Genomic DNA, 20,636 nt, shown 5'->3' with positions numbered 1-20,636 from the left:
ACATTATTAGAGATGATTAGCGAAGCGCAAAGAAAAGAAAATGCTACTGTTGTAGACAAATGTTAGAAAATCCTATTCCCTTAACTTTATTAAGGTATCCCTCACTTAAAAAAACATATGTAAAATCAATAAATTATTGTTGATATAAAATGCAATGGTGGGCGTGACAGGGATTGAACCTGTGACCCCTACGATGTCAACGTAGTGCTCTCCCGCTGAGCTACACGCCCATTCATTGATGTTGCATACACCATATAGAATGCCAAACGTCAATGCCTAATTTTATTTTCTCTTTCAACAGATGCAAATAACTTTAAAAAATACTTTTTAAGCAGCGATAAGGATCTTTTCAACTTCATTGACGAGTTCACGTAAGTGAAATGGCTTAGAGAGAACCTTTGCATCAGGAGGGGCATCACTATTTGAATTGAGTGCTACCGCTGCAAAACCCGTAATGAACATTACTCGTAAATCGGGGTCAATCTCAGTCGCACGTCGTGCAAGTTCGATTCCGTCCATCTCTGGCATCACAATATCAGTCAGGAGAAGGGAAAATGGCTCTTCTTGTAAACGTTCATATGCGCTAATACCATTATCGAAATCGGCGACTTCGTAGCCTGCACGTTCTAGGGCTTTTACGAGAAAGCGACGCATATCGTTATCATCTTCTGCGAGCAGGATTCGTTTCATGATTATATTCCAATGGCTCCATTTGTCAGAGTTTTGCCGCATCAATTATACAATATAGAGTATTTATAAAAAAGATGGTAAAATGCTCATAATTGAAATGAATGGCAAAATGGTTAATTCTTACATTCTGATTCAAAATACAGCATATTCGTTGTGAGTTGGTTAAATTCGAAATATATGTGATTTTGAAAAAAGAAGGGGTTCTCTAAAACTACTAAGATGATTCATTACTATCTTTTCTTTTAAAGTTACTGATTATTATCAGAATTCCATTAAAAAACTTATGAAAACCGTTATTGTAGGGTTTTCATATATCGAGAAATTAGAAGAATATTATGTTAATTTATTGTTTTTAAAAAGTTCTCCTAAGAAATAGAAATTTTATAGTTATTTGTTTTTATAGAGATTTGTAATAAATATTATAAATGCGCTTTATTTCAATTTTTTTCTTAAATAGATGAAAACTATTGTTTTCCTAGATATAATATTAAATTATCACTTAATAAAAGATCAAAAATAGTATTTTGATGCTTTATTTGTAAATATGTATCATGTTATATTAAGATATATTTATTATTTTTATTTATATAAATAGTTTTTTTATTAAGTTATTTTTTATGATGTAAAATAATATTATTTAATGTAATGATATACTTTGTATATTAGTTTTTTATTAGAATGCGTGGTGAATATTTAGGTCATGGCTTGCCTGTAAAGGCTAGAAAACGAATCATATGAGTGGTTGGAAAGAAAAATCTATTATATTTATAAAGTGTTTGTAGATCCAATGCTCGTAGAAATTTTCTTTTTTGATGGGGTGGAGCGGAAATTAAGGTTTAGTGTTATTTTACAGATACATTATCGGGAATAAAGGCATCAAATGCAGCCCAAAATTGTTTTTTATAATCTTCGTTAACCATAATTGTATCCAGTTCAGCGCCTGTAATAGTAATACTTTCTGTTAGACGTGTGTGTTGGCATAATTGCCGCACTTCAATGTTGTTTGCAATATTGTTTTGATTGGCAAGAATAAAGAGTGTTGGGATTCGTAAATTTCCATGAAGTACATTTCTCTTCATAGAATCAATCGCATTAAATACTGAAGCCATCCATTGGGATGTTGGGGGCTTAATGGAAGGGAGCGGCACTTTATGTATGTGTCCCAATTGTATATTTTTTTGTTTTGTCTTGTTTAATTTTTTCCTATCGTTCACTGATATAAAGCCAAGACCTATATCAGAAAGAAATTGTGTTAATTTATGTTGAAAACTATTCGTTTTATTGCCGAATGGAGCAAAAAGAGGAGAAACACAGAGCAATCTATTAAACTGATGATTAATGAGATCTAATCCGCTAAGTGCTATCAATCCACCTATGCCATAGGTGAGCATAGAGTAAGGCGGCGGACAATTAGGATAAACAATATTTTTAAGAAATTTATATAAGTCATTAATATCATTATTTATATCAAAACAATGATATCGTCTTTGTTTTCTTATCTTGAAGGATATTTTTTTTTGATCAAAGCAGTCAAATATTGCTGTATGAAAACCGCGTTTAGAAATTTCATTTATTAATAAAAAATATTTTTCTAAAGTATTTGCGTAGCTTTTGAGAATAACAATTGTTCCCTTAGATTTTTTCACCTCAGGATATGTTATAGCAAAACGAATTTCGTGATCTATTGCTATTTTAAGAGTATCATGATGGATATTAAGAGAAGTGGAACCCCAGTCTATGGGATAAAGAGGTGTTTCCAATTGAAATCCTTTTTACAGTGTATTTGCCGTTTAGTGCTTTGATATTTATGTAATGAAGAAAGAGGATTAAAAAAGGGGTATATTGCTTTTTAGATAGTTTTTATCAATTTAGGTCCCAAAGAGTTGAAATAAAGAAAAACGATTACTAGATAATATAGTGCGGTTGCCATGATGGGGCCGCAGGTTCACAAGTAAGTTTGCCATGTGGGAACTTTGTGAATTAATTATAAATTATAGTCGCTCTAGAGGAGGGCAATATTATGCGTCAAGTAGATTTTTCACCATTTTATCGTTCCACAGTAGGTTTTGATCATCTTTTTAACTGGTTTGATTCTAGAACACAACCAGACGAAGTTTCTTCTTATCCCCCTTATAATATCGAGCGTTTAACTGAAGATTCTTATAGAATTTCTATGGCTGTTGCTGGTTTTTCTCAAGATGAAATTGATATTGAAACGCATTGTAACCAGCTGATCGTTAAGGGAGACAGAAAGTCTAAAAATGATGATGAAGAGCGAGAATTCCTTTATCGAGGTATTGCTTCGCGTGCTTTTGAACGGCGTTTTCATTTGGCTGATCATGTTAAGGTTATTGGGGCAGAACTTGGAGATGGGCTTCTTCATATTCAGCTTAAAAGGGAAATGCCAGCTGAATTAAAACCCAAAAAGATAACCGTACAGATGTCACCATCCATTACAAAAAATGATAACAGCGACGTTATCGTGTAAAGAAAATTTAGAAAATATGAGATCGGATAATTATAAATTTTTCTGAAGAATAAAAAACGCGAGGCAAAAGGTCTCGCGTTTCGTATGTGTTTTCCTAAGAGCGAAGCGCATTTTAATAAAACAGCTTATCTCGAATTTATGATAAAATATCATTGCACATTATTCTACGTTGAAGAAAAAAATCATGTGTGTGCAATTGAAATGCATAATAATTCACTTTTTAAGTAAGCTTATTTTATAGCATTTTAAAAATGGTCGGAGCGGCGGGATTTGAACCCACGACCCCTTGACCCCCAGTCAAGTGCGCTACCAAGCTGCGCTACGCTCCGAGTTCGTGTAAAACGATTAAATGACTGTTTCTTTAAAGGCAAGAGAAAAAATAAACAGAATAAAATCTAAAATGCTTTTGCACTTAGAGCTTTTGAAAGTAAAAATTTTGGACATCAATATTTTGTTGTTAATTCAAGATAAATAACGAATTTGTAAAATTCTTTGTGATCATTAAATTTTTAGCTTTATAGTTAATAGATGTATGCATTTAATTACTTTTGAGATTGTGAGGAGGGGGGTAAGATTGGTGACTTTAGGGGTATGAATTGGAGCAAATGAGTGCGGAAGGTATATTGTTTTCTTACCTAATCGTTACTTTTCTAAAAAGATAAGGATTTTCAAAAGAAGAGGAGTGAATGTATGGTTTTGAAAAGTTTCGTTTTTTTAGAGTTTTATAGATGAGGTATTTTGCATTTTATGTGGATAAAAAATTGTAAGTTCTGGATTGTATAATTACAAATCTCATTTTACGGGTATGTATTTTTATCCAAATAAACAAGGTCAGAATGCTTTAATTTATGTTTCGTTTTTTTTCTAAAAGATCAGATAAAATATTATAGAGGAAAAACTTTCAAAGTGTCTATTGAACTAAGAAAAGAGTAAACTATGAGCCGTTTTTCGGTAATAAATTTGACGCAAGCAGCAGTGGATCGTGTTAAAGCGATTATGGATGCAAAAGATGCACAGGGTATTCTTGTTGGTATCAAAAAAGGTGGTTGTGCAGGGATGGAGTATACAATTACTCTTGTCAAAGAAAAGGGGATAGCTGCGGATGTTGTTGAAGTGAATGGTGCCCGTGTTTTTGTAGCACATGATGCGGTATTATTTTTATTAGGAACGCAGATGGATTATGAAGTGACAACGTTGCGGTCTGGTTTTGTCTTTAAAAATCCTAATCAAGTTTCAGCATGCGGGTGTGGCGAATCGGTGGAACTTCGTCCTGCTACGCAGGATCAATATAAAACAAATTGAGCTGAGCTAAATTATAATTTAGTAATTTTAGAGGGGCTTGTTCTTTTAGGTAGAAGAAATCTACTATTTTTTATCGTTCATTTTTAGCTTGCTTCCAAAGTGCTTCCATTTCATTCAAGGATGCGTCAGTGAGTGTTTTAGATTGAGTGGATAGCTTTTCTTCAATATAGGCGAAACGATTTCGAAATTTTATATTCGTTTTTTTTAATGCTTTTTGTGAATCAATCGCTAAGTGGCGCGCGAGATTAAGAAGTATAAAGTAGAGATCTCCAAACTCTGCTTCTATTTCTGAGTTTTGTTTACTTTTGATGGCTTCTTTGAGCTCTTCCAGTTCTTCTTCTATTTTTTCAAAAACTTTATCACTTTTTTGCCAATCAAAACCTACTTTAGCTGCTGCTTCTTGTAAAGCAAGTGCCTCTTGGTTTGCTGGCTGGATTTGTTTTACTGTTGCGAGTATGCTTGTGGAGGAATTGTTGTTTTTTTCTTCGCACATTCTTTTTTGTTCAACCTGTTCTCTTTTTTTTATATATTCCCACTCCTCTTTTATAAATCCTCGTTTTTTTTGCTCGGCATTTCCAAAAACATGAGGATGGCGTCGAATCATTTTTTCCGTGATTGCATAAACAACATCTTCAAAAGTAAAGCTGCCTTCTTCTTGTGCTATGGTAGCATGATAGACAACTTGTAAAAGAAGATCCCCAAGTTCTTCACAGAGATCCTTTCGATTTTTTCGTTCAATGGCATCGATGACTTCGTAAACTTCTTCGAGCATATAGGGTATGAGGGATTCAAAAGTTTGTTTTTTATGCCAGATACAACCATTATCAGAGTTTCGTAATGCAGTGATAATTGTAGTGAGATCTCTGATATCTTTTGAGGCTAACATTTTGCACTTCCTTTGTAAGCAATAGAGCTTATGTTAGATGTCCCAACGTCTATGTAACCACATCCATTGTCCAGGATATTCACGGACCCAAGATTCAACAATATCATTTAATTTTTGCGTAGAAGCAGCTATATCGATATCATTTTTTTCATCACGTGGAAGTTCTACATGTTCATATAACTCTAAACGATGACGTCCACTAGGCAAACGAATACAACGTGCTGGATAAATATCACAGTCATATTGTCGAGCAAGTTTTATAATTAAGGGGTTTGTTTTAAGAGGTCTGTTAAAAAATGTTCCCATGATACCGCGGCGAAATTTTTGATCAACGAGCATACCAACATTTTCACCTTCTTCTAATTTGGCTGCTAATGCCCATGCTGCACCGGCCTTGGAGGGAACAAGATGTCCCATAGAAGTTTGTCGTGCTTTAAGGATTCGTTTGGCAACATAGGGATTATTGGGTGGTCTAAATAATACCGTAACATTAAGATCAAAACTTTGTGCACAAATAGGCAGAAGTTCAAAATTGCCAGTATGTGCGGTGAAAAAAATATGTGGTTTTTTTTCATTTTTTAATCGCTCAAATATTTCAATGCCTTTAACCTCAATGAAACCTGGCTCGTCTGCATGAGGATCAAAATCAAAAATTTTATCAAGAAAAATATATTCAGCTAGGAAACGTCCTATATTTTCCCACATTTCTATTGCAATCGCACGGAGTTCTTGCTCTGTTTTTTCTGGATATGCACTCCTAAGGTTTGCAAGTGTGATTTGATGACGATGTACAAGGGGACCAATTTTTTTTGCTAACCAAGCAAAAAAAGAAATTCCCATTTTGGCTGGAAAACATTTTAGAATAAATAAAGAACCAAAGAGTAGATATGCCCATAACAAGTAGGATATTTTTTTAGCTATAATTTTAATACGATATATGAGATTTTTAAGAGAAAGCTTCATCATGATTTAATCGATTTTAAGGATAATTTTACCAAAAACATCACGACTCTCCATTCGTTTTAAAGCTGTATCAATTTCATCCAGCCCAACAATTGTATCAATGACAGGGTGTACGGCTTTTTGTGCCATTTTTTGCATGGCATTTTTCATATTTTCCATACGGCAGCCAAATGAACCGAATATCTTGAGCTGTTGCTGGAATAATTGCATGAGATTTATTGGTGCTGAAACACCAGAGGTAGAACCGCAAGTCACTAAGCGTGCTCCTTTTTTCATACATAACAGAGAACCGTTCCATGTATCGACACCAACATGCTCAAAAACAACATCAACACCTTTTTTTTGGGTTAATTTACGCACTACACCTTCAAAACGATCTTTACGATAATTAATCACATGATCTGCCCCAAGAGAGTGCGCTTTTGCAATTTTTTCATCTGAACCTACAGTTGTGATAACTGTACAGCCCATGTGTTTTGCAAGTTGAATGGCTGCAGAACCAATACCTGAGCCACCAGCCTGTACCAGGATTGTTTCTCCTGCTTGTAGTTTTGCGTTATCGAAAAGCATATGTTCTACGGTACCAAAAGTAATTGGAGCAACTGCTGCTTGCAATTCATCACATTGGGGAGGTGATGGAACTAATAAACGTGCTGGCAAATTGACAAGCTCACACGCAAATCCATCAAGGTGAAAACCATAGACTCCCTTTACATTACTGCAAAGATTATCCCGTCCTTCATGACAAGCTTGGCATACTCCGCAGGTTTGTGCACCATAAATTGAGACAATCTGTCCAAGTTGGAGATGTTCAACGCCATCTCCTATTTGTATAACCTCACCAGAGGCTTCTGCACCAATGATGAGTGGCATTTTTCTTTTCGCAAAAGCCATGCCACGCCATCCCCATACATCAATATGATTAAGAGCAACGGCTTTTATCCGCACAGTTACTTCACCTATACTAGGTGAAGATGGCGGGGAAATATTGGTGATTTCAAGCCGACGATCATCGAAGAGTTTCAGTGCACGCATTATCATCCCCCTTAAATATATTATTGGTTAGCGTTATAAAATTTTATTATTAAAGGATTATCCTTTATATGCAGTGATAACAAGACTCATATTTTGACCACCAAATCCAAATGAGTTTGACAAAACCGCATTGACACAGGACTTACGGCTATGATGAGGAACAACATCTAAAGGGATAGTAGGGTCAGGATTATCATAATTTATTGTCGGTGGAAGTATTCCCGATTGAATGGTTAAAAGCGAAAAAACCGCTTCTATTGCACCAGCAGCAGTTAATGTATGCCCAATCATTGATTTATTAGAAGAGACAGGAATATGCTCTAAAAGATCACCGAATACTGTTGATAATGCAAGATATTCCATTTTCTCATTTTCAGGTGTTGAAGTTCCGTGGGCATTAATATAGTCAATTTCATTGATGGTTATTTTTGCATCGTCTAAAGCTTTGCGAACGGATTCAATTGCTGGTGATGCATCGGGTTTTGAACGTGTACGGTGAAAGTCATCGGCGGTTTCTCCACAGCCAGCTAAAATTCCTAAAACTGTAGCATTACGGTTTAATGCGCTTTGAAGAGATTCAAGAACAAGAGCGCCTGAGCCTTCTGCCATAACAAAACCATCTCGATCACGGCTAAAGGGTTTTGCTGCTTTTTCTGGAGGCTCATTCTGAGTTGAAAGAGCAGATAGTAGCGAAAAACGAATAAGAGATTCTGCTGAAACTGATCCATCTGTCGCAATTATGAGAGCTCTATTTGTCTCTCTCCGTCTAATAGACTCAACACCTAATTGAATTGCTGTTGCACCAGATGCACAGGCAGTGGAAAGTGTAACAGGAAGTCCTTTTGTGCCAAATGTTTTTTGAAGTTTTTCTGCAATTGCACCAAATTGTGTGGATTCAAAAAGCGTCTCATGGAGTTTATCCTTACAGACTTTAAGAAGATGTGCATAAGAAGGCTCATTATTGAATTCTTCCTCTTGATCAAGACTAAAACGTGCTTTCCATTCAAGTTCAACAGGAGGAGCAGCTAGAAAGAGTGGTCCATTAAAATTTTTTTTATCAATAGTAGCTTGTTCTAAAGCTTCTTCAGCAGAAAGATGTGCAAGCTTCTCAGAGAGAGCTGAAGCACCAAGTGTACTTTCTTTAAGAAAATCAATTGTTCCAGCAATATATGTATTTAATCCCTCAACGGGAAAACGTGTTATTTTGTGGATACCACTTACACCGCTAGTTAATTTTTGCCAATTTTCATGTTTCCCTTGTCCCAGTGATGTGACAATGCCTGCACCAGTTATTGCTACAAGTGGACGCCCAAAATGATCATGATATTTCACTATAGAAATTCCCCTTCAAACAGCAGTAAGACGCACAATACCTTCAGCTCTTTTTATACCAATCGTTGTAACAAATATTTCACGTACTTCTTTAGAAAAAGGTTTTTCATGAGGACTTAACACTGGAAAACCGCGTTTTTTTTCAATTGAAAGTGCTGCAAGAGCTAGAGCTAGAGGAAATTGTGCTTCCCGCATATAACCAAATAATGTTGTAATGCCACGGTAAAATAGATCAGCATTATCAAGAGCATTTTGTTCTGCTTTTGTTGCTTCGTGAGCTCCTGAGGCTGCTGAAATGGCTAAGGCAGATTTAGCGCCCGCAGTTTTTAACATTGTTGCAATTGAATCTCTAAGTGGAATTTTGGTTCTATCTGTTTGGTCTGTAATAATTTGGCTAATTTCAGCATAAGCACGTGCGTTGCGTTTTTTGGCATGTTCTCCACTTTCAATAACTAGGAAGATCCCACCAGAACCTGCTATGACACCGCCGCCTGGATAGATTCCACGATCCCACACTGGGCTCCATCCATTATGGGTTAAAAGACCACCAAGCTCATGCGCCAACAACATATCATAACTTTGTGCATTATAGGAACTTCCTACAAGAGCATGGGTACTTTGACCTGATTTAATACGAGCTACAGCAATTTGAAGTGCAGAAAGACCACTGCCTTCTTCTCCCATAAATGTACGAGATGATCCAGTGACTTTATGAACAATTGAAATGTTTCCTGCCAAAAGGTTTGAAAGTTGTGCCAAAAATAATGTTGGACGAAGTTCAGTTGAAAGAGCAACATTTAACATAGAAGCATGATCGGCAACTGCGCGCGCTTTAGAAAGAATCTGTGTATCAACAGTAATATCACGTTCTCCCCCACTTGCCGCTACGATCATATCCATTGTTGAAGTGAGTTGTTCATTATTTTTTATGCCGGCATCATCAAGAGCAAGACCAGCCGCATAGGTACCAAGACGCTGCCATGTTCCCATTTGCCGTTGATCACTTTTTTTAGGAATTTGTAAACTCCAATCAATTTCGGGCAATTTATGAACCGTGTAAGGTGAAAAAGTTGTATAATCTAGGTTTGGTGTACGGATTGGATCATTTAAGAGATTCCAATGTTGATCAGTTCCTGCCCCCAGAGAGCTTATGAGACCTATACCAGTAATGAATACAGATTGATCAAGCATGGCGAAAAAACTACTCCGCCTGTTTTAAGGCAACGAGATCATCAATTTTTGCACAAAGGTTTTTAAGAACAAAGTATTCTTCTGTTGCAACGGTACCTTCGTTGACTTCTTGTGTCCATTGTTCTAGAGGGACTTTTATTCCGAAAGCTTTATCAATAGCGAAAACAATATCAAGAAAATCAAGACTGTCGATTCCTAAATCGTCAATTGTATGACTCTCAGGTGTAATTGTATTGCGATCAATTTCACTGATTTCTGCAATGATATCAGCAACTTTATCAAACGTGGAAGGCAATGTACGGATTCCTTATTATAGAGTTAGTAAATTCAAAATACATTTAATATTGTTCTTCTAGCCTTTTTTCTCTTTAAAAAAAAGACTTAATCCAGAATATAGCTGTCTTTATCTATAGAGAAAAGAGGTTTACAGTACATGAAATACTATATCTCAATATTTAAAAAACTTTGAAATTTTATTGCGCATTTATTTTACAAGACTATTTTTTCTATTGGCAGCAAGGACAGCAAGGGCTGTTATATTAACAACTCCCCGGGAAGTTACTGAAGGCGTTAAGATATGGGCGGGACGTGCTGCCCCGATTAGAATAGGACCAACATGGAGTGCATTTGTGAGGCTTTTAACAGTGTTGAGCGTGATATTGGCTGAATCAAGTGTTGGAAAGACAAGCAAATTAGCTTCACTTTTAAGACGAGAATTAGGAAAAACACGATCACGAAAAACTTTGGAAAGGGCAGCATCAGCATGCATTTCACCATCTGCTTCTAAATCAGGGTGTAATTTGGCAAGAATTTCTGTTGCACGTCGCATTTTACGCGCACTTTCTGTGTTTTTAGAACCAAAGTTTGAGTGTGATAATAAGGCTGCTTTTGGTGTTATTCCAAATGCTTCAACTTCTTGAGCTGCCAACACAGTCATTTCAGCGATTTCTTCTGCAGAAGGATTTTCATTGACGTAAGTATCTGTGAGGAAAAGAGTACGTTGTTGAGAGATAAGCAAACTCATAGCAGAAAAACGGTGAACATGAGGATCAAGACCGATAATTTGTTCAATCAATTCAAGTTGACGTTCAAAGCGTCCTTCTAAGCCGCAAATCATTGCATCTGCTTCTTCACGCATAACGGCAAGGGCAGCAATAGCCGTTGTTGATGTTCTCACTACTGTTTTTGCCATTTCAGGCGTAACACCACGCCTCCCTGTATAATGAAAAAATAAATTAACATAATCACGAAAACGTGGATCATCTTCAGGGTTTGTTAATTCAAAATCTATACCAGGACGAATTCTTAAACCAAAGCGTTTTAATCTTGCTTCTACGACATGTGGACGGCCGATAAGGAGGGGCGTTGCTGTTTGTTCTTCAATGACAACTTGTGCTGCACGAAGGACGCGTTCATCTTCACCATTGGCATAGATGACGCGTTTACGTTTTGCTGTTTTTGCTGCAGCAAAAACAGGTTTCATTGTTAAACCAGAAAGAAAGACAAATCGATTGAGGATATCATAGTAGGCCTCCATATCTTCAATGGGACGAATGGCGACACCAGTTGTCATTGCTGCTTTAGCAACAGCGGGAGCAATACGCAGTATTAAACGCGGATCAAAAGGAGAGGGGATCAGATAGTCTGGTCCAAAATTGGGTGGTTCTTTCGAGTATGCACGTGCTACAACATCTGAAGTTTCTTCACGTGCAAGGGCAGCAATCGCATGAACAGCGGCCATTTTCATTTCTTCATTAATTGCACTAGCACCTACGTCTAATGCACCACGGAAGATATAGGGAAAACAAAGGACATTATTAACTTGATTGGGATAATCAGAGCGTCCTGTGCAGATCATTGCATCTGGTCGTATAGAGCGTGCTTCTTCAGGCATAATTTCTGGTACTGGATTAGCCAGTGCTAAAATGAGTGGATTTTGAGCCATTCTTTTAAGATATTCAGGCTTTAAAACACCACCCGCAGATAGGCCTAGAAAAATATCCGCATCATCAATAATATCAGATAAAGTTCGTGCGTCCGTTTTTTGTGCGTAATTGATTTTCCAACGATCCATAAGGGTCTTGCGACCTTCATAAACAACTCCCTCTAAGTCACTAAGCCAAATATTTTCAACTTTTGCCCCAAGACGAACCAAAAGATTAAGGCAAGCGAGGGCAGCAGCACCTGCACCTGAGGTAACTATTTTTGCATTTTCAATTTTTTTTCCTGAAAGATTTAAGGCATTTAATACAGCCGCAGAAACGATAATGGCAGTTCCATGTTGGTCATCATGAAAAACTGGAATTTTCATTTTAGCACGAAGTTTTTCTTCGATGTCAAAACATTCAGGAGCCTTAATGTCTTCAAGATTAATACCACCAAATGTAGGTTCTAAGGTCGATATTGTTTGTACCATTTGTTCTATATCGGATGCATCAATTTCAATATCAAAAACATCAATATTCGCAAATTTTTTAAATAAAACGGCCTTGCCTTCCATAACTGGCTTGGAAGCGAGTGGACCAATGTTCCCTAAACCAAGAACAGCAGTTCCATTGGATATAACAGCGACTAAATTAGCACGGGAGGTATATTGAGCAGCAAGATTGGGATCTTCATGAATCGCAAGACATGGTGCTGCAACGCCTGGAGAATAAGCAAGAGCTAAATCACGTTGATTATCAAGAGGTTTTGTTGCTTGTATTTCCAATTTTCCAGGTTTTGGGTGTTGGTGATAAAAAAGTGCGGCACTGTCAAGTTCAGCTTTTGGTGAACTGAAATCACTATTTTGTTCTCTAGACATTTTTATGATATCCAAGTTAGCGTATGTGTATATGAGATGTTCCATCTACGATAAGGTTTTGTCCACTAATAAATCCTCATTTCTCTGAATATCAAAATGTATGAGTATGAGAAAACTCTTCTGGATCGTAAAACCAGTTTGATAATTCTTTTTGTTTGTGTGCATGAATAATTTCATTGATAGCAGCACGATTAGTTTTTTCTTTCCTTAATAAAACCCGTAAAAATTGATTAGTCTACAAACGAATAAAATATTACTAATAATTACATTACCAAGCCATTATTTTTTTTGCAATGCTTACAACTTAAGGAAAGAAAAGAAGAGTGCTTTCTATTAACTTCATCTTCTTTATTTAAATTTCTATAGGGAGGTAGAAGAAATTTTAAATAACAATTTGCAATTTATAAATTATTTTTGCAGCTATTTAAAAGGAAATTGGAACTTTAAAAATGGGAGTTGTTTTATTTATTATTCAATTGAACTCTTAATAATGCGAACTTTATAATTTATAATGAATCATCTCGTATGTTGAATGAGAAATTTGAATACAATAAGATTCTTTTAGCTCAAATTCACCTAATATAATAAAAAATATTTACTTAGATAATTCAACGAGAGTAATATGTGGATAAAAAACATTAAAAAAAATAAATAGAAGTGTTTCTATGAGCTATTTTAATACAAAAGCATGAATTTTTTTCACAATTAATAAAAATAATTATTACCGATTTTGTACCTTTATGAAACTATGAAAAATAAAGGAGTTAAGAAAAAGATAAGGAAATAGAAGACATGCTTTATCATTCTTAGAATGATACGTTGTTTGATAAGCCATTACGCTTCTTTAGGGTTATTGCTTAGGATGTCAAAGAAAACCGCATGCCAATTATCCCAACCTTTGAAGTACAAAGCTACAGTTGAAAAAAAAGCATTCTATGATGAGCCATTAAAACAACTGGAGAGAGAAAGTGGAAAAATATCTTTTTCCACTTTCTTATTTGTTATTGGATTCGACCACTTGCATGAGCAAGCATAGTATAAACTTTTCCGGTATCTGATATCAAGTACTTGCGAACTGAGTTGGAAGAGCCAGAACTGCGCGATATATCACGTAAGAGCTTTTCGAAATCCGTAACATATTGATTCACTGAACGTTTAAACCCAAAATCGCTCATATATTTTTTCTTAATCATTTCAAATATTTTTTGTCCATTTAAGGTATAAAGGCGTTCTGTTACGATGTTTTTTTGTCCACGTTGATAATGATCCCATAGCTCAACAATGGCATTGTGATTAATAGCTTGCACTATACCAGAAGCTAATGAATTAAGAGAGCAGTTTGCAGGAGATGGTTTTGTTTGCACTGATGTTAAAACATCATCACTAGGGGGAGCATCATAAAATGTTTCTTCACGTGAAGCTCTTTCTAAGAGATTTGATACCCATTTATTTGGTCTTTTTTTGCTTTGATCTTGTTGCAAAATAGGCTTAGGTGGCACAATCTTTTTAACAGACTCAGTGGAACTGTCACTTTTTTGATTAAACATTGATGATGTAGGAAATGCTGATATTAGCTGTTTTTGTGCGCTCTTTTGATCATTTTGTATAACACTGACTAAATCTTGTAACGCTGTAATCTGTTCATTCAAAGCTGTGCGAATTGTTTGCGTTGTTTCTTTTGTTTTTTCTGGAAGTTTTTTTACATTTTCATTGATATCATTATTAATCTTTGAAAGCTCTAAACGAACTTCATCAGCGGAGCGACGTATATCTTCTGCTGCTTCTGAAAAACGCGTTGATGCTTCACTAACAAGCTTATTAAGTGATTGTTGGAATGAATTTGTGGAGTTACGCGCATTCTTATCAGAGCGTTCAAGTGCTAAGTTGAAGATTTTTTCATAATGCCCAATCATTTGATTAATTTCATGAGACTTTGAAACAAGAGCATCGCTTAATACAGAAAGCGTATTATGTTTTTCTTCAAGTGTTGCACTAAGTGAATTTTCAGACTGTTCAAGAACATGAATAGTTTGGGAAAGTGTCTTTGCATGTTCACCAAAACTACTCGTTATATGATTAATTTGTTCAAAGGTACTCTTTGAAAGTCCTTGCAGAATTTCAACATTAGTATTGAGCGCTTGATTTGAGGCTGACAAACGCTCTGCTACTTGGTCCGTGTTGCGGAAAAAATTATTCGTACTCTCATTAAACTGCCCATCAATATTTTGAACAGCCGATAATAAAACATTACTATTTTCCTGAAAATTGTAAATTGATTGATTCAACTGTGTTAAGATGGATGAGACATTATTAACAAGCTCTTCCTTCATAATCGTTATTGTTTGAAGTGTTTCAGAGTTAGCTTTGGTTAAGCTATTCACTAAAGATTCATTATGTGCATAAATTCTTTGTTCAGCATCTTGTGTGGAAAGAGAGAGTTGTTCACCGATATGCTGTGTTAAAGAATCAATTGATTCTGTCGTATTTTGCGCTGCTTGATTTAAGTGATTTGTAAGCTCTGTTATTTTTCCAACATGTTTTGAAATTTGTGTTGTTGTTTGATTTCCAGCATCTTCCAGACGGCTCGTTACATCAGAGAGTTGATATCCTAAATTATTTTTAAGATTTTGCATAGAGTGATGAAGAACATCACAGCGTTCATTAAGAACTTGTTCTATTGCTGTTGTTGATGTGTGAATAGTTTCATTCAATAATGCTTGTGCATTATGACTGGCTGTTGCGAAAGCTTCGACAGTATGCGCTGTTTGTTCAGACAGAACGGACAGAACTTTTTCACTGGTATCATAAACAGTTTTTTTGACATTTGATACAATGCGATTGCCTGATTCTGAGAGAATATTTTCTGCTTGTGCAGTAACATTTGTAACAGATGAAAGAATTTGTTCACTCGTAGAAGAAAGAATATCAGAAGCTTTTATAATCTTATTATGCAGGTTATCTGTCACTGTATTAACAGAGTCTTCTAAGGTTACACGCATATTGTCAACACTGCTTTCCAGCGCTTGTTGAATTATCTGACTTTGCTCATTATTAATCATGAGAGACGTTTTTAATGTGTCAGAACGTTTCTCAATAACAGATGTTTGCATATCAATGGCTTCACAGATTTGGCTAAATTTTTCAGATAATGTTTCCTCTAGCGTTGTTGTCCGTTCAAAAATTTTGTGTGCACGATCTTCTAGATCTGTATCGAATGATTCCATACGTGTTTCAAGGGTTTCAAAGAAAACACCACTCGATTGAGAGAGCGTATTCTTTAAAATTTCGGCATGGCTTTCAAGGTTTTTGATATGATCTTGAACCGTTTCAGTAATGTTTTTATTATTGGCGACAATTGCACTCTCAACTAAATCTATTTGTTGTTTCAATGCAACATCGACACGTATATCACTTTTTGCAATGAGGTTATGGATTGTTTCCATGCGTTGTTCAAGTGTACGTGCTTGATCGGCAAGAACTTCATTGAGAGAAAAACTATTAATCGCTAAAGAATCGCGCAGAGCATCGGCACGGATATCAATATTTCTCGCTTGTGCTTCTAAAGCATCTTGGGTTGTATTACAACTTTGTACAATGACATCTTGTAACTTTTCAGTGCATTGAATGATGTTTGTAATATGATTTTCAGCTTGTTTATCAACGACTTGAATATTGTCAGCCAAAACTTTTTCAATATGAGAAGTATTTTGGGATAAAACATCAATTTGATTTCTTAATGTATCCGCAATTTTATTCTTCTCGTTATCGAGCATGTCTGCCATAAGAGCTCGTTGATCAGAAAGTTGTATTTTAAAATCTTGTGAACGTTCTTGTATGATATCAACAATGGCATTGTCGACATATTGAATTTCTTCTCTCAGACTTTCTTTACTTTTATCAATTGCAGAAAGAATAGCTTCACGTCCATTTGTAAATGCATGGGTAATGTCTGCTGTTTTTTCTTGGAGGTTCTCATTTATTTTCAAGACATGAGCTTCCAAGAAGTTACCAAGTTTTTCAGCATTATCCTCTAAAGCCTGACTGCGTTCTATAAAGGAATCAATGATGGAATCACTATGTTCTTTAAGAGAAAGATCAACCGTTGCTAAACGTTGTTCAAAAGCTCCAATTGCTTGCGAGGTTACGTTATCAAATTTAGAAGAGAGTTTATGTGCTTGGTCGTCGAGCTTTAAGATCTTCTCATCAAAATTCTGTAGAGATTGATTATTACGATCAATAAGAGCTTTATCCAAGGCTTTAAACTTTTCATCGACAGCGTGCAAAGTTTGATCTGTTACTGCTTGTATATGTGTTGCAATTTTAGCAACATGTACTTCTGCTTTTTCAGCTGTTTCATTAAAAGTTTTTTCTATTTGTTTTTCATTATGATCAAATCGTTTTGCAAAGCCATCGAAGTTTTTTCCTAATTCATGAAAAAATTCCGTGTTTTTCTGCTGAATTTGTGTTGTTGTTTTGTTAAATTTTTCAACAAGCTGATTTGTTACGCCATCACCAGCATAGGAAAGTTTTTCAACGAGGTCTTCGCCTTGTTTTTGTAAAGTTTGAGAAAGGGTTTGTGCAAGCTTTTCAACATTGGTTACAATGTTAGAGGTAACCAAACCAAATTCATCACTCAGTTGTTCTTGGGTTCCTTTAATTGTTGATTGTACGCGATCTGCATGATTCAAAATGGCTATGCGTTCATTACTCAATTCTTTGATTAATGTGTGAATGCGTGATTCATTTTCAGCATAGGCTTGTTCTAGATTATGAACTTCACCTTGTATGATTGCTTCAAGTTCAACAGCACGTCCGAGGGTACGTTCAATACCTTCGTTCATTGCTGCTACTTCTTCACGAATGGTTTGCCCTATAGCAATAGCTTGTTTTTCAGATAGATGTTGTGGTTCACTAAGGCGCTGTGCAGCATTGGTCATAAGAAGCGCAATATTATGCAAGTCGTTTGAACGTTTTGTTAATTGAGCAACGCCCCAAGATATAAGGATAGGAATTGCTGTTCCGGCTGCTACAGCAAGTCCTGTTGGGGATGTAACAAAAGTGCTGATATTGGATAAGGAGCTGAGTCCGGTAGGTGCGAGCTTATGCGCAATAAAAGCTCCTCCCGTTGCCCATAAAGCACTAAGCGCTGTTGTATACCAGTAGACTCGAGAGGAAGAACGCTGCTTGAATGGTCCAAAATTTACAGGGGTTGTTATATCATCATTTGCGGGAAGAAGTTTTGTAGGCAATAATGTATTATGAACAGTTCCACCTGAAATATCAGGTGAAGGTTTTGGAGCAAAAAGCTGTTCAACAACGGATTTATCAATAACAGCTTCATCATGAATATTAGAAACAAAAGTTGACGTACCGTTTTCAGCAAAAAATTCTTCTTCTGCCATTGCAATTTTTTGAATCAGATCATCGACATTAACAACATTTTCAGAATTATTGGATGATATTGTTTCAAATCCTGTGTCATCGAAATCAAAGTTCATAGCTTTTGTGAGGGCTTCTTCAACTTCAACTTCAAATGTTTGCAATTTTGTTCTGCGTGCCATACTCGCCTCGTACTCTTACAGCCGGAAAAGGGATACGTCCTCTTCCACATAATTTCTACATACTAGCTGTTAATTATTTAGAAAGGAATATGCTTAGGGAAAAATTTTAAAAACTTATCAAGATAAAGTTAACGCGGTTTCTTATACCCTGTTTAAAAATGTTATAAAATATAGTGAAAACAATTTATTATTTAAATCTAACTAAAACAAAAATACTGTTTACAACTTGTGTTTATAGAAAGCTTTATAAGCCGGCAGTCTTTGAAATAAGGACTTTAATAGCGGTTATATATACAGTAAGGTGCAAATGCCTCTCTTTAATATCGATAATCGTTAATAAATGTTGTTGTCCGCTTACTTTTATTGATTCTAAACGAAGCAGATTCATCATCACATATAGTCTGTAATAGCTTAGGATGTATAAAAGTATGCCTTTGAATTGTAAGCTCATAAAAAAGTAAACGTGGAAAAATTTTTAATTTAATATAGCTTTTCGTAAGTTGTACTTTATTATTGTGTTAAAGAGCCGTTTTTTCTCTAATTTCAGTTGTTTGTTGCTGAATTTTTAAGCTTCTACGTTGACAATTGGATATTTTTCAGTCGATATGCATGCACGAATATTTTATGCAATCTAGATAAAGGTGTAAGAATAATGGCAGAGCGATCACAACACCTGCAAGATGTGTTTTTAAATACGGTGCGTAAGCAAAAAATTTCCCTTACAATTTTTCTTGTCAATGGCGTTAAACTCACGGGTATTGTAACTTCATTTGATAATTTTTGTGTTCTTTTGCGCCGAGATGGACACGCGCAATTAGTTTATAAGCATGCTATTTCTACGATTATGCCTGGACAGCCTGTACAGATGTTTGAGGGTGAAAGTCCTGAGTAAACATATCATTTTAAGATAGACCTCTTATCCCATTTAAAAGTACTTAGATTGCTATGATAAATGAAAATGAGAGATTAGGAGGGGTATTTTCGCAGAATACAGGACAGGTGCGCGCACTTGTTTTGATACCGATTTTTCAAGAAAATAGAAGTGAAAGCTCTTTGAGAGAGTGTTCTATATCTTCTCGTGTTAAAGAATCATTGGGGTTAGCACGTGCTATAAGGTTAGAAGTTGTTAATTATGAAACGATTAATATTGCAACGCCTCGCTCTGCGACTCTCTTTGGAAAAGGTAAAGTAGATGCGTTAACCTGTTATATAGATGAATATTCTATTGAGCTTGCGATTGTAGATCACTTTTTAACGCCAGTACAGCAGCGTAATTTAGAAAAATTGTGGAATTGCAAAGTTATCGATAGAACGGCTTTGATTCTTGAAATTTTTGGGGACCGTGCACGAACAAAAGAAGGAGTTTTGCAAGTAGAGTTAGCGCGTTTGTCCTATCAAAAAGGGAGGCTTGTGCGGAGTTGGACGCACTTGGAAAGGCAACGGGGGGGGCGTGGCTTCCTAGGTGGACCTGGTGAGACGCAAATTGAAGCAGATAGGCGTCTTTTACAAGAAAAAATTATTCGTATTCGCCGCGAATTGCAAACGGTTATTAAAACGCGTGCACTTCATAGAGCAAAAAGGAAAAAAACATCTTATCCTGTTGTGGCACTGGTAGGATATACGAATACAGGAAAGTCAACTCTCTTTAACCGTTTAAGCGGTGCAGATGTTTTAGCAAAGAATATGTTATTTGCAACGCTTGATCCGACTTTGCGCAAAGTTGTTCTTCCCCATGGAAAAACTGTTCTTTTGTCTGATACTGTAGGGTTTATTTCTAACTTGCCAACGAATTTGATTGCAGCTTTTAGAGCAACCCTTGAAGAAGTGGTTGAAGCGGATCTCATTCTTCATGTAAGAGATATGTCAGATCTTGATCATCGAGCACATGCCCAAGATGTTTTAGAAGTGCTTTCAAGTCTTGATATCGATATTGATGATATGGAGCACATCATAGAAGTTTGGAATAAGATTGATATGTTAGATGAGCAAGCATTGAATGTTTTACAAACAAGCGCAAAGACGCGATTAAATCCTGCTCTCATGGTATCAGCACTTAAAGGGGATGGACTCGATCAATTATTAAGAGCCATTGAAAAGCTAATTTTTGGAGAGGTGCAAAGCATTGAATATCTTTTACAACCTCATGAAATGTCGCTTATTGATTGGTTTTATGAAAACTCTGCGGAAATAGTGCAAGAAGGGCATGATGATGGGTCTATTACCATTAGAGCGGTTGTTACTTCTGAAGCAAAAAAACAACTAGAGAGCCTCAAAAAAATATGAATTAAGTTCTTTAAAAATATTTTTGAACATTTGTGCTTAAATTTTATATTTTTATTATCTCAAAATAATATGACAGCAAGTTAAGAGGATAGTTACTACTTT

Annotated in this window: 14 protein-coding genes and 2 tRNA genes; 4 read left to right on the top strand and 12 right to left on the bottom strand. The window is 35.9% G+C overall.

What is annotated here, in order from left to right; translation table 11 throughout:
- Window positions 1-155: 155 nt before the first annotated feature.
- The 3 genes from ACFIL7_RS08820 to ACFIL7_RS08810 all read right to left on the bottom strand — a co-directional run bounded on the left by ACFIL7_RS08820 (window position 156) and on the right by ACFIL7_RS08810 (window position 2,450).
- Window positions 156-230: transfer RNA gene (locus ACFIL7_RS08820), tRNA-Val, on the bottom strand.
- A gap of 97 nt (window positions 231-327) precedes the next feature.
- Complete coding sequence (cpdR, locus tag ACFIL7_RS08815; protein ID WP_005773448.1) at window positions 328-690, bottom strand: cell cycle two-component system response regulator CpdR; 363 nt, start codon at window positions 688-690, stop codon at window positions 328-330.
- Window positions 691-1,532: 842 nt separating this feature from the next.
- Entirely contained in the window at window positions 1,533-2,450 is a 918-nt protein-coding gene (locus ACFIL7_RS08810) for a serine aminopeptidase domain-containing protein (protein ID WP_375683523.1), read from the bottom strand.
- A gap of 260 nt (window positions 2,451-2,710) precedes the next feature.
- On the opposite strand from ACFIL7_RS08810, the gene ACFIL7_RS08805 reads away from it, so the two are divergent.
- Window positions 2,711-3,178, top strand: a complete 468-nt coding sequence (locus ACFIL7_RS08805) for an Hsp20 family protein (RefSeq protein WP_375613075.1) — start codon at window positions 2,711-2,713, stop codon at window positions 3,176-3,178.
- 252 nt (window positions 3,179-3,430) lie between these two features.
- Here the strand turns inward: ACFIL7_RS08805 and ACFIL7_RS08800 are convergent.
- Window positions 3,431-3,507: transfer RNA gene (locus tag ACFIL7_RS08800), tRNA-Pro, on the bottom strand.
- Between the two features lie 607 nt (window positions 3,508-4,114).
- Between ACFIL7_RS08800 and ACFIL7_RS08795 the strand changes: the two genes are divergently transcribed.
- Window positions 4,115-4,480, top strand: coding sequence for an iron-sulfur cluster assembly accessory protein (locus ACFIL7_RS08795; RefSeq protein WP_375633160.1), 366 nt, complete (start codon window positions 4,115-4,117; stop codon window positions 4,478-4,480).
- Between the two features lie 70 nt (window positions 4,481-4,550).
- On the opposite strand, the gene mazG is transcribed toward ACFIL7_RS08795, so the two are convergent.
- The 8 genes from mazG to ACFIL7_RS08755 all read right to left on the bottom strand — a co-directional run bounded on the left by mazG (window position 4,551) and on the right by ACFIL7_RS08755 (window position 18,251).
- Window positions 4,551-5,366, bottom strand: coding sequence for a nucleoside triphosphate pyrophosphohydrolase (gene mazG / locus ACFIL7_RS08790; RefSeq protein WP_375633159.1), 816 nt, complete (start codon window positions 5,364-5,366; stop codon window positions 4,551-4,553).
- A 33-nt stretch (window positions 5,367-5,399) separates the two neighbouring features.
- On the bottom strand, window positions 5,400-6,329 hold the full coding sequence (locus tag ACFIL7_RS08785) for a lipid A biosynthesis lauroyl acyltransferase (protein ID WP_273791402.1): 930 nt from the start codon (window positions 6,327-6,329) through the stop codon (window positions 5,400-5,402).
- Between the two features lie 6 nt (window positions 6,330-6,335).
- Window positions 6,336-7,364, bottom strand: a complete 1,029-nt coding sequence (locus ACFIL7_RS08780) for a zinc-binding dehydrogenase (RefSeq protein WP_375633158.1) — start codon at window positions 7,362-7,364, stop codon at window positions 6,336-6,338.
- A 57-nt stretch (window positions 7,365-7,421) separates the two neighbouring features.
- Window positions 7,422-8,696 carry a beta-ketoacyl-ACP synthase gene (locus ACFIL7_RS08775; RefSeq protein WP_375633157.1) on the bottom strand — a complete coding sequence of 425 codons (1,275 nt, stop codon included), beginning with the start codon at window positions 8,694-8,696 and terminating at the stop codon, window positions 7,422-7,424.
- A 15-nt stretch (window positions 8,697-8,711) separates the two neighbouring features.
- Window positions 8,712-9,887 (bottom strand): beta-ketoacyl-ACP synthase, encoded by a 1,176-nt coding sequence (locus ACFIL7_RS08770; RefSeq protein WP_375634480.1) that lies wholly within the window; start codon window positions 9,885-9,887, stop codon window positions 8,712-8,714.
- 10 nt (window positions 9,888-9,897) lie between these two features.
- Window positions 9,898-10,182: an acyl carrier protein gene (locus ACFIL7_RS08765; RefSeq protein ID WP_005773457.1), complete on the bottom strand. Its 285-nt coding sequence runs from the start codon at window positions 10,180-10,182 to the stop codon at window positions 9,898-9,900.
- Between the two features lie 189 nt (window positions 10,183-10,371).
- Window positions 10,372-12,690 carry an NADP-dependent malic enzyme gene (locus tag ACFIL7_RS08760; protein WP_375618513.1) on the bottom strand — a complete coding sequence of 773 codons (2,319 nt, stop codon included), beginning with the start codon at window positions 12,688-12,690 and terminating at the stop codon, window positions 10,372-10,374.
- A 1,001-nt stretch (window positions 12,691-13,691) separates the two neighbouring features.
- Window positions 13,692-18,251: a hypothetical protein gene (locus ACFIL7_RS08755; RefSeq protein WP_375642974.1), complete on the bottom strand. Its 4,560-nt coding sequence runs from the start codon at window positions 18,249-18,251 to the stop codon at window positions 13,692-13,694.
- A 652-nt stretch (window positions 18,252-18,903) separates the two neighbouring features.
- On the opposite strand from ACFIL7_RS08755, the gene hfq reads away from it, so the two are divergent.
- Both hfq and hflX read left to right on the top strand, forming a co-directional pair.
- Complete coding sequence (gene hfq / locus ACFIL7_RS08750; protein WP_005773461.1) at window positions 18,904-19,143, top strand: RNA chaperone Hfq; 240 nt, start codon at window positions 18,904-18,906, stop codon at window positions 19,141-19,143.
- A 53-nt stretch (window positions 19,144-19,196) separates the two neighbouring features.
- Complete coding sequence (gene hflX / locus ACFIL7_RS08745) at window positions 19,197-20,534, top strand: GTPase HflX (protein WP_375642969.1); 1,338 nt, start codon at window positions 19,197-19,199, stop codon at window positions 20,532-20,534.
- The last annotated feature ends 102 nt before the right edge of the window (window positions 20,535-20,636 follow it).

Source organism: Bartonella sp. AP3QHHD (assembly GCF_042195765.1).
Taxonomy (GTDB): Bacteria; Pseudomonadota; Alphaproteobacteria; order Rhizobiales; family Rhizobiaceae; genus Bartonella.
Note: the sequence above shows the minus strand (reverse complement) of the source record. Positions and strands in the feature narration are given on the sequence as shown.

Coding starts and splice junctions, on each gene's coding strand:
- cpdR (WP_005773448.1), bottom strand. CDS start 690: ATGAAACGAATCCTGCTCGCAGAAGATGATAACGATATGCGTCGCTTT.
- ACFIL7_RS08805 (WP_375613075.1), top strand. CDS start 2,711: ATGCGTCAAGTAGATTTTTCACCATTTTATCGTTCCACAGTAGGTTTT.
- ACFIL7_RS08795 (WP_375633160.1), top strand. CDS start 4,115: ATGAGCCGTTTTTCGGTAATAAATTTGACGCAAGCAGCAGTGGATCGT.
- mazG (WP_375633159.1), bottom strand. CDS start 5,366: ATGTTAGCCTCAAAAGATATCAGAGATCTCACTACAATTATCACTGCA.
- ACFIL7_RS08785 (WP_273791402.1), bottom strand. CDS start 6,329: ATGAAGCTTTCTCTTAAAAATCTCATATATCGTATTAAAATTATAGCT.
- ACFIL7_RS08780 (WP_375633158.1), bottom strand. CDS start 7,364: ATGCGTGCACTGAAACTCTTCGATGATCGTCGGCTTGAAATCACCAAT.
- ACFIL7_RS08770 (WP_375634480.1), bottom strand. CDS start 9,887: ATGCTTGATCAATCTGTATTCATTACTGGTATAGGTCTCATAAGCTCT.
- ACFIL7_RS08760 (WP_375618513.1), bottom strand. CDS start 12,690: ATGTCTAGAGAACAAAATAGTGATTTCAGTTCACCAAAAGCTGAACTT.
- ACFIL7_RS08755 (WP_375642974.1), bottom strand. CDS start 18,251: ATGGCACGCAGAACAAAATTGCAAACATTTGAAGTTGAAGTTGAAGAA.
- hfq (WP_005773461.1), top strand. CDS start 18,904: ATGGCAGAGCGATCACAACACCTGCAAGATGTGTTTTTAAATACGGTG.
- hflX (WP_375642969.1), top strand. CDS start 19,197: ATGATAAATGAAAATGAGAGATTAGGAGGGGTATTTTCGCAGAATACA.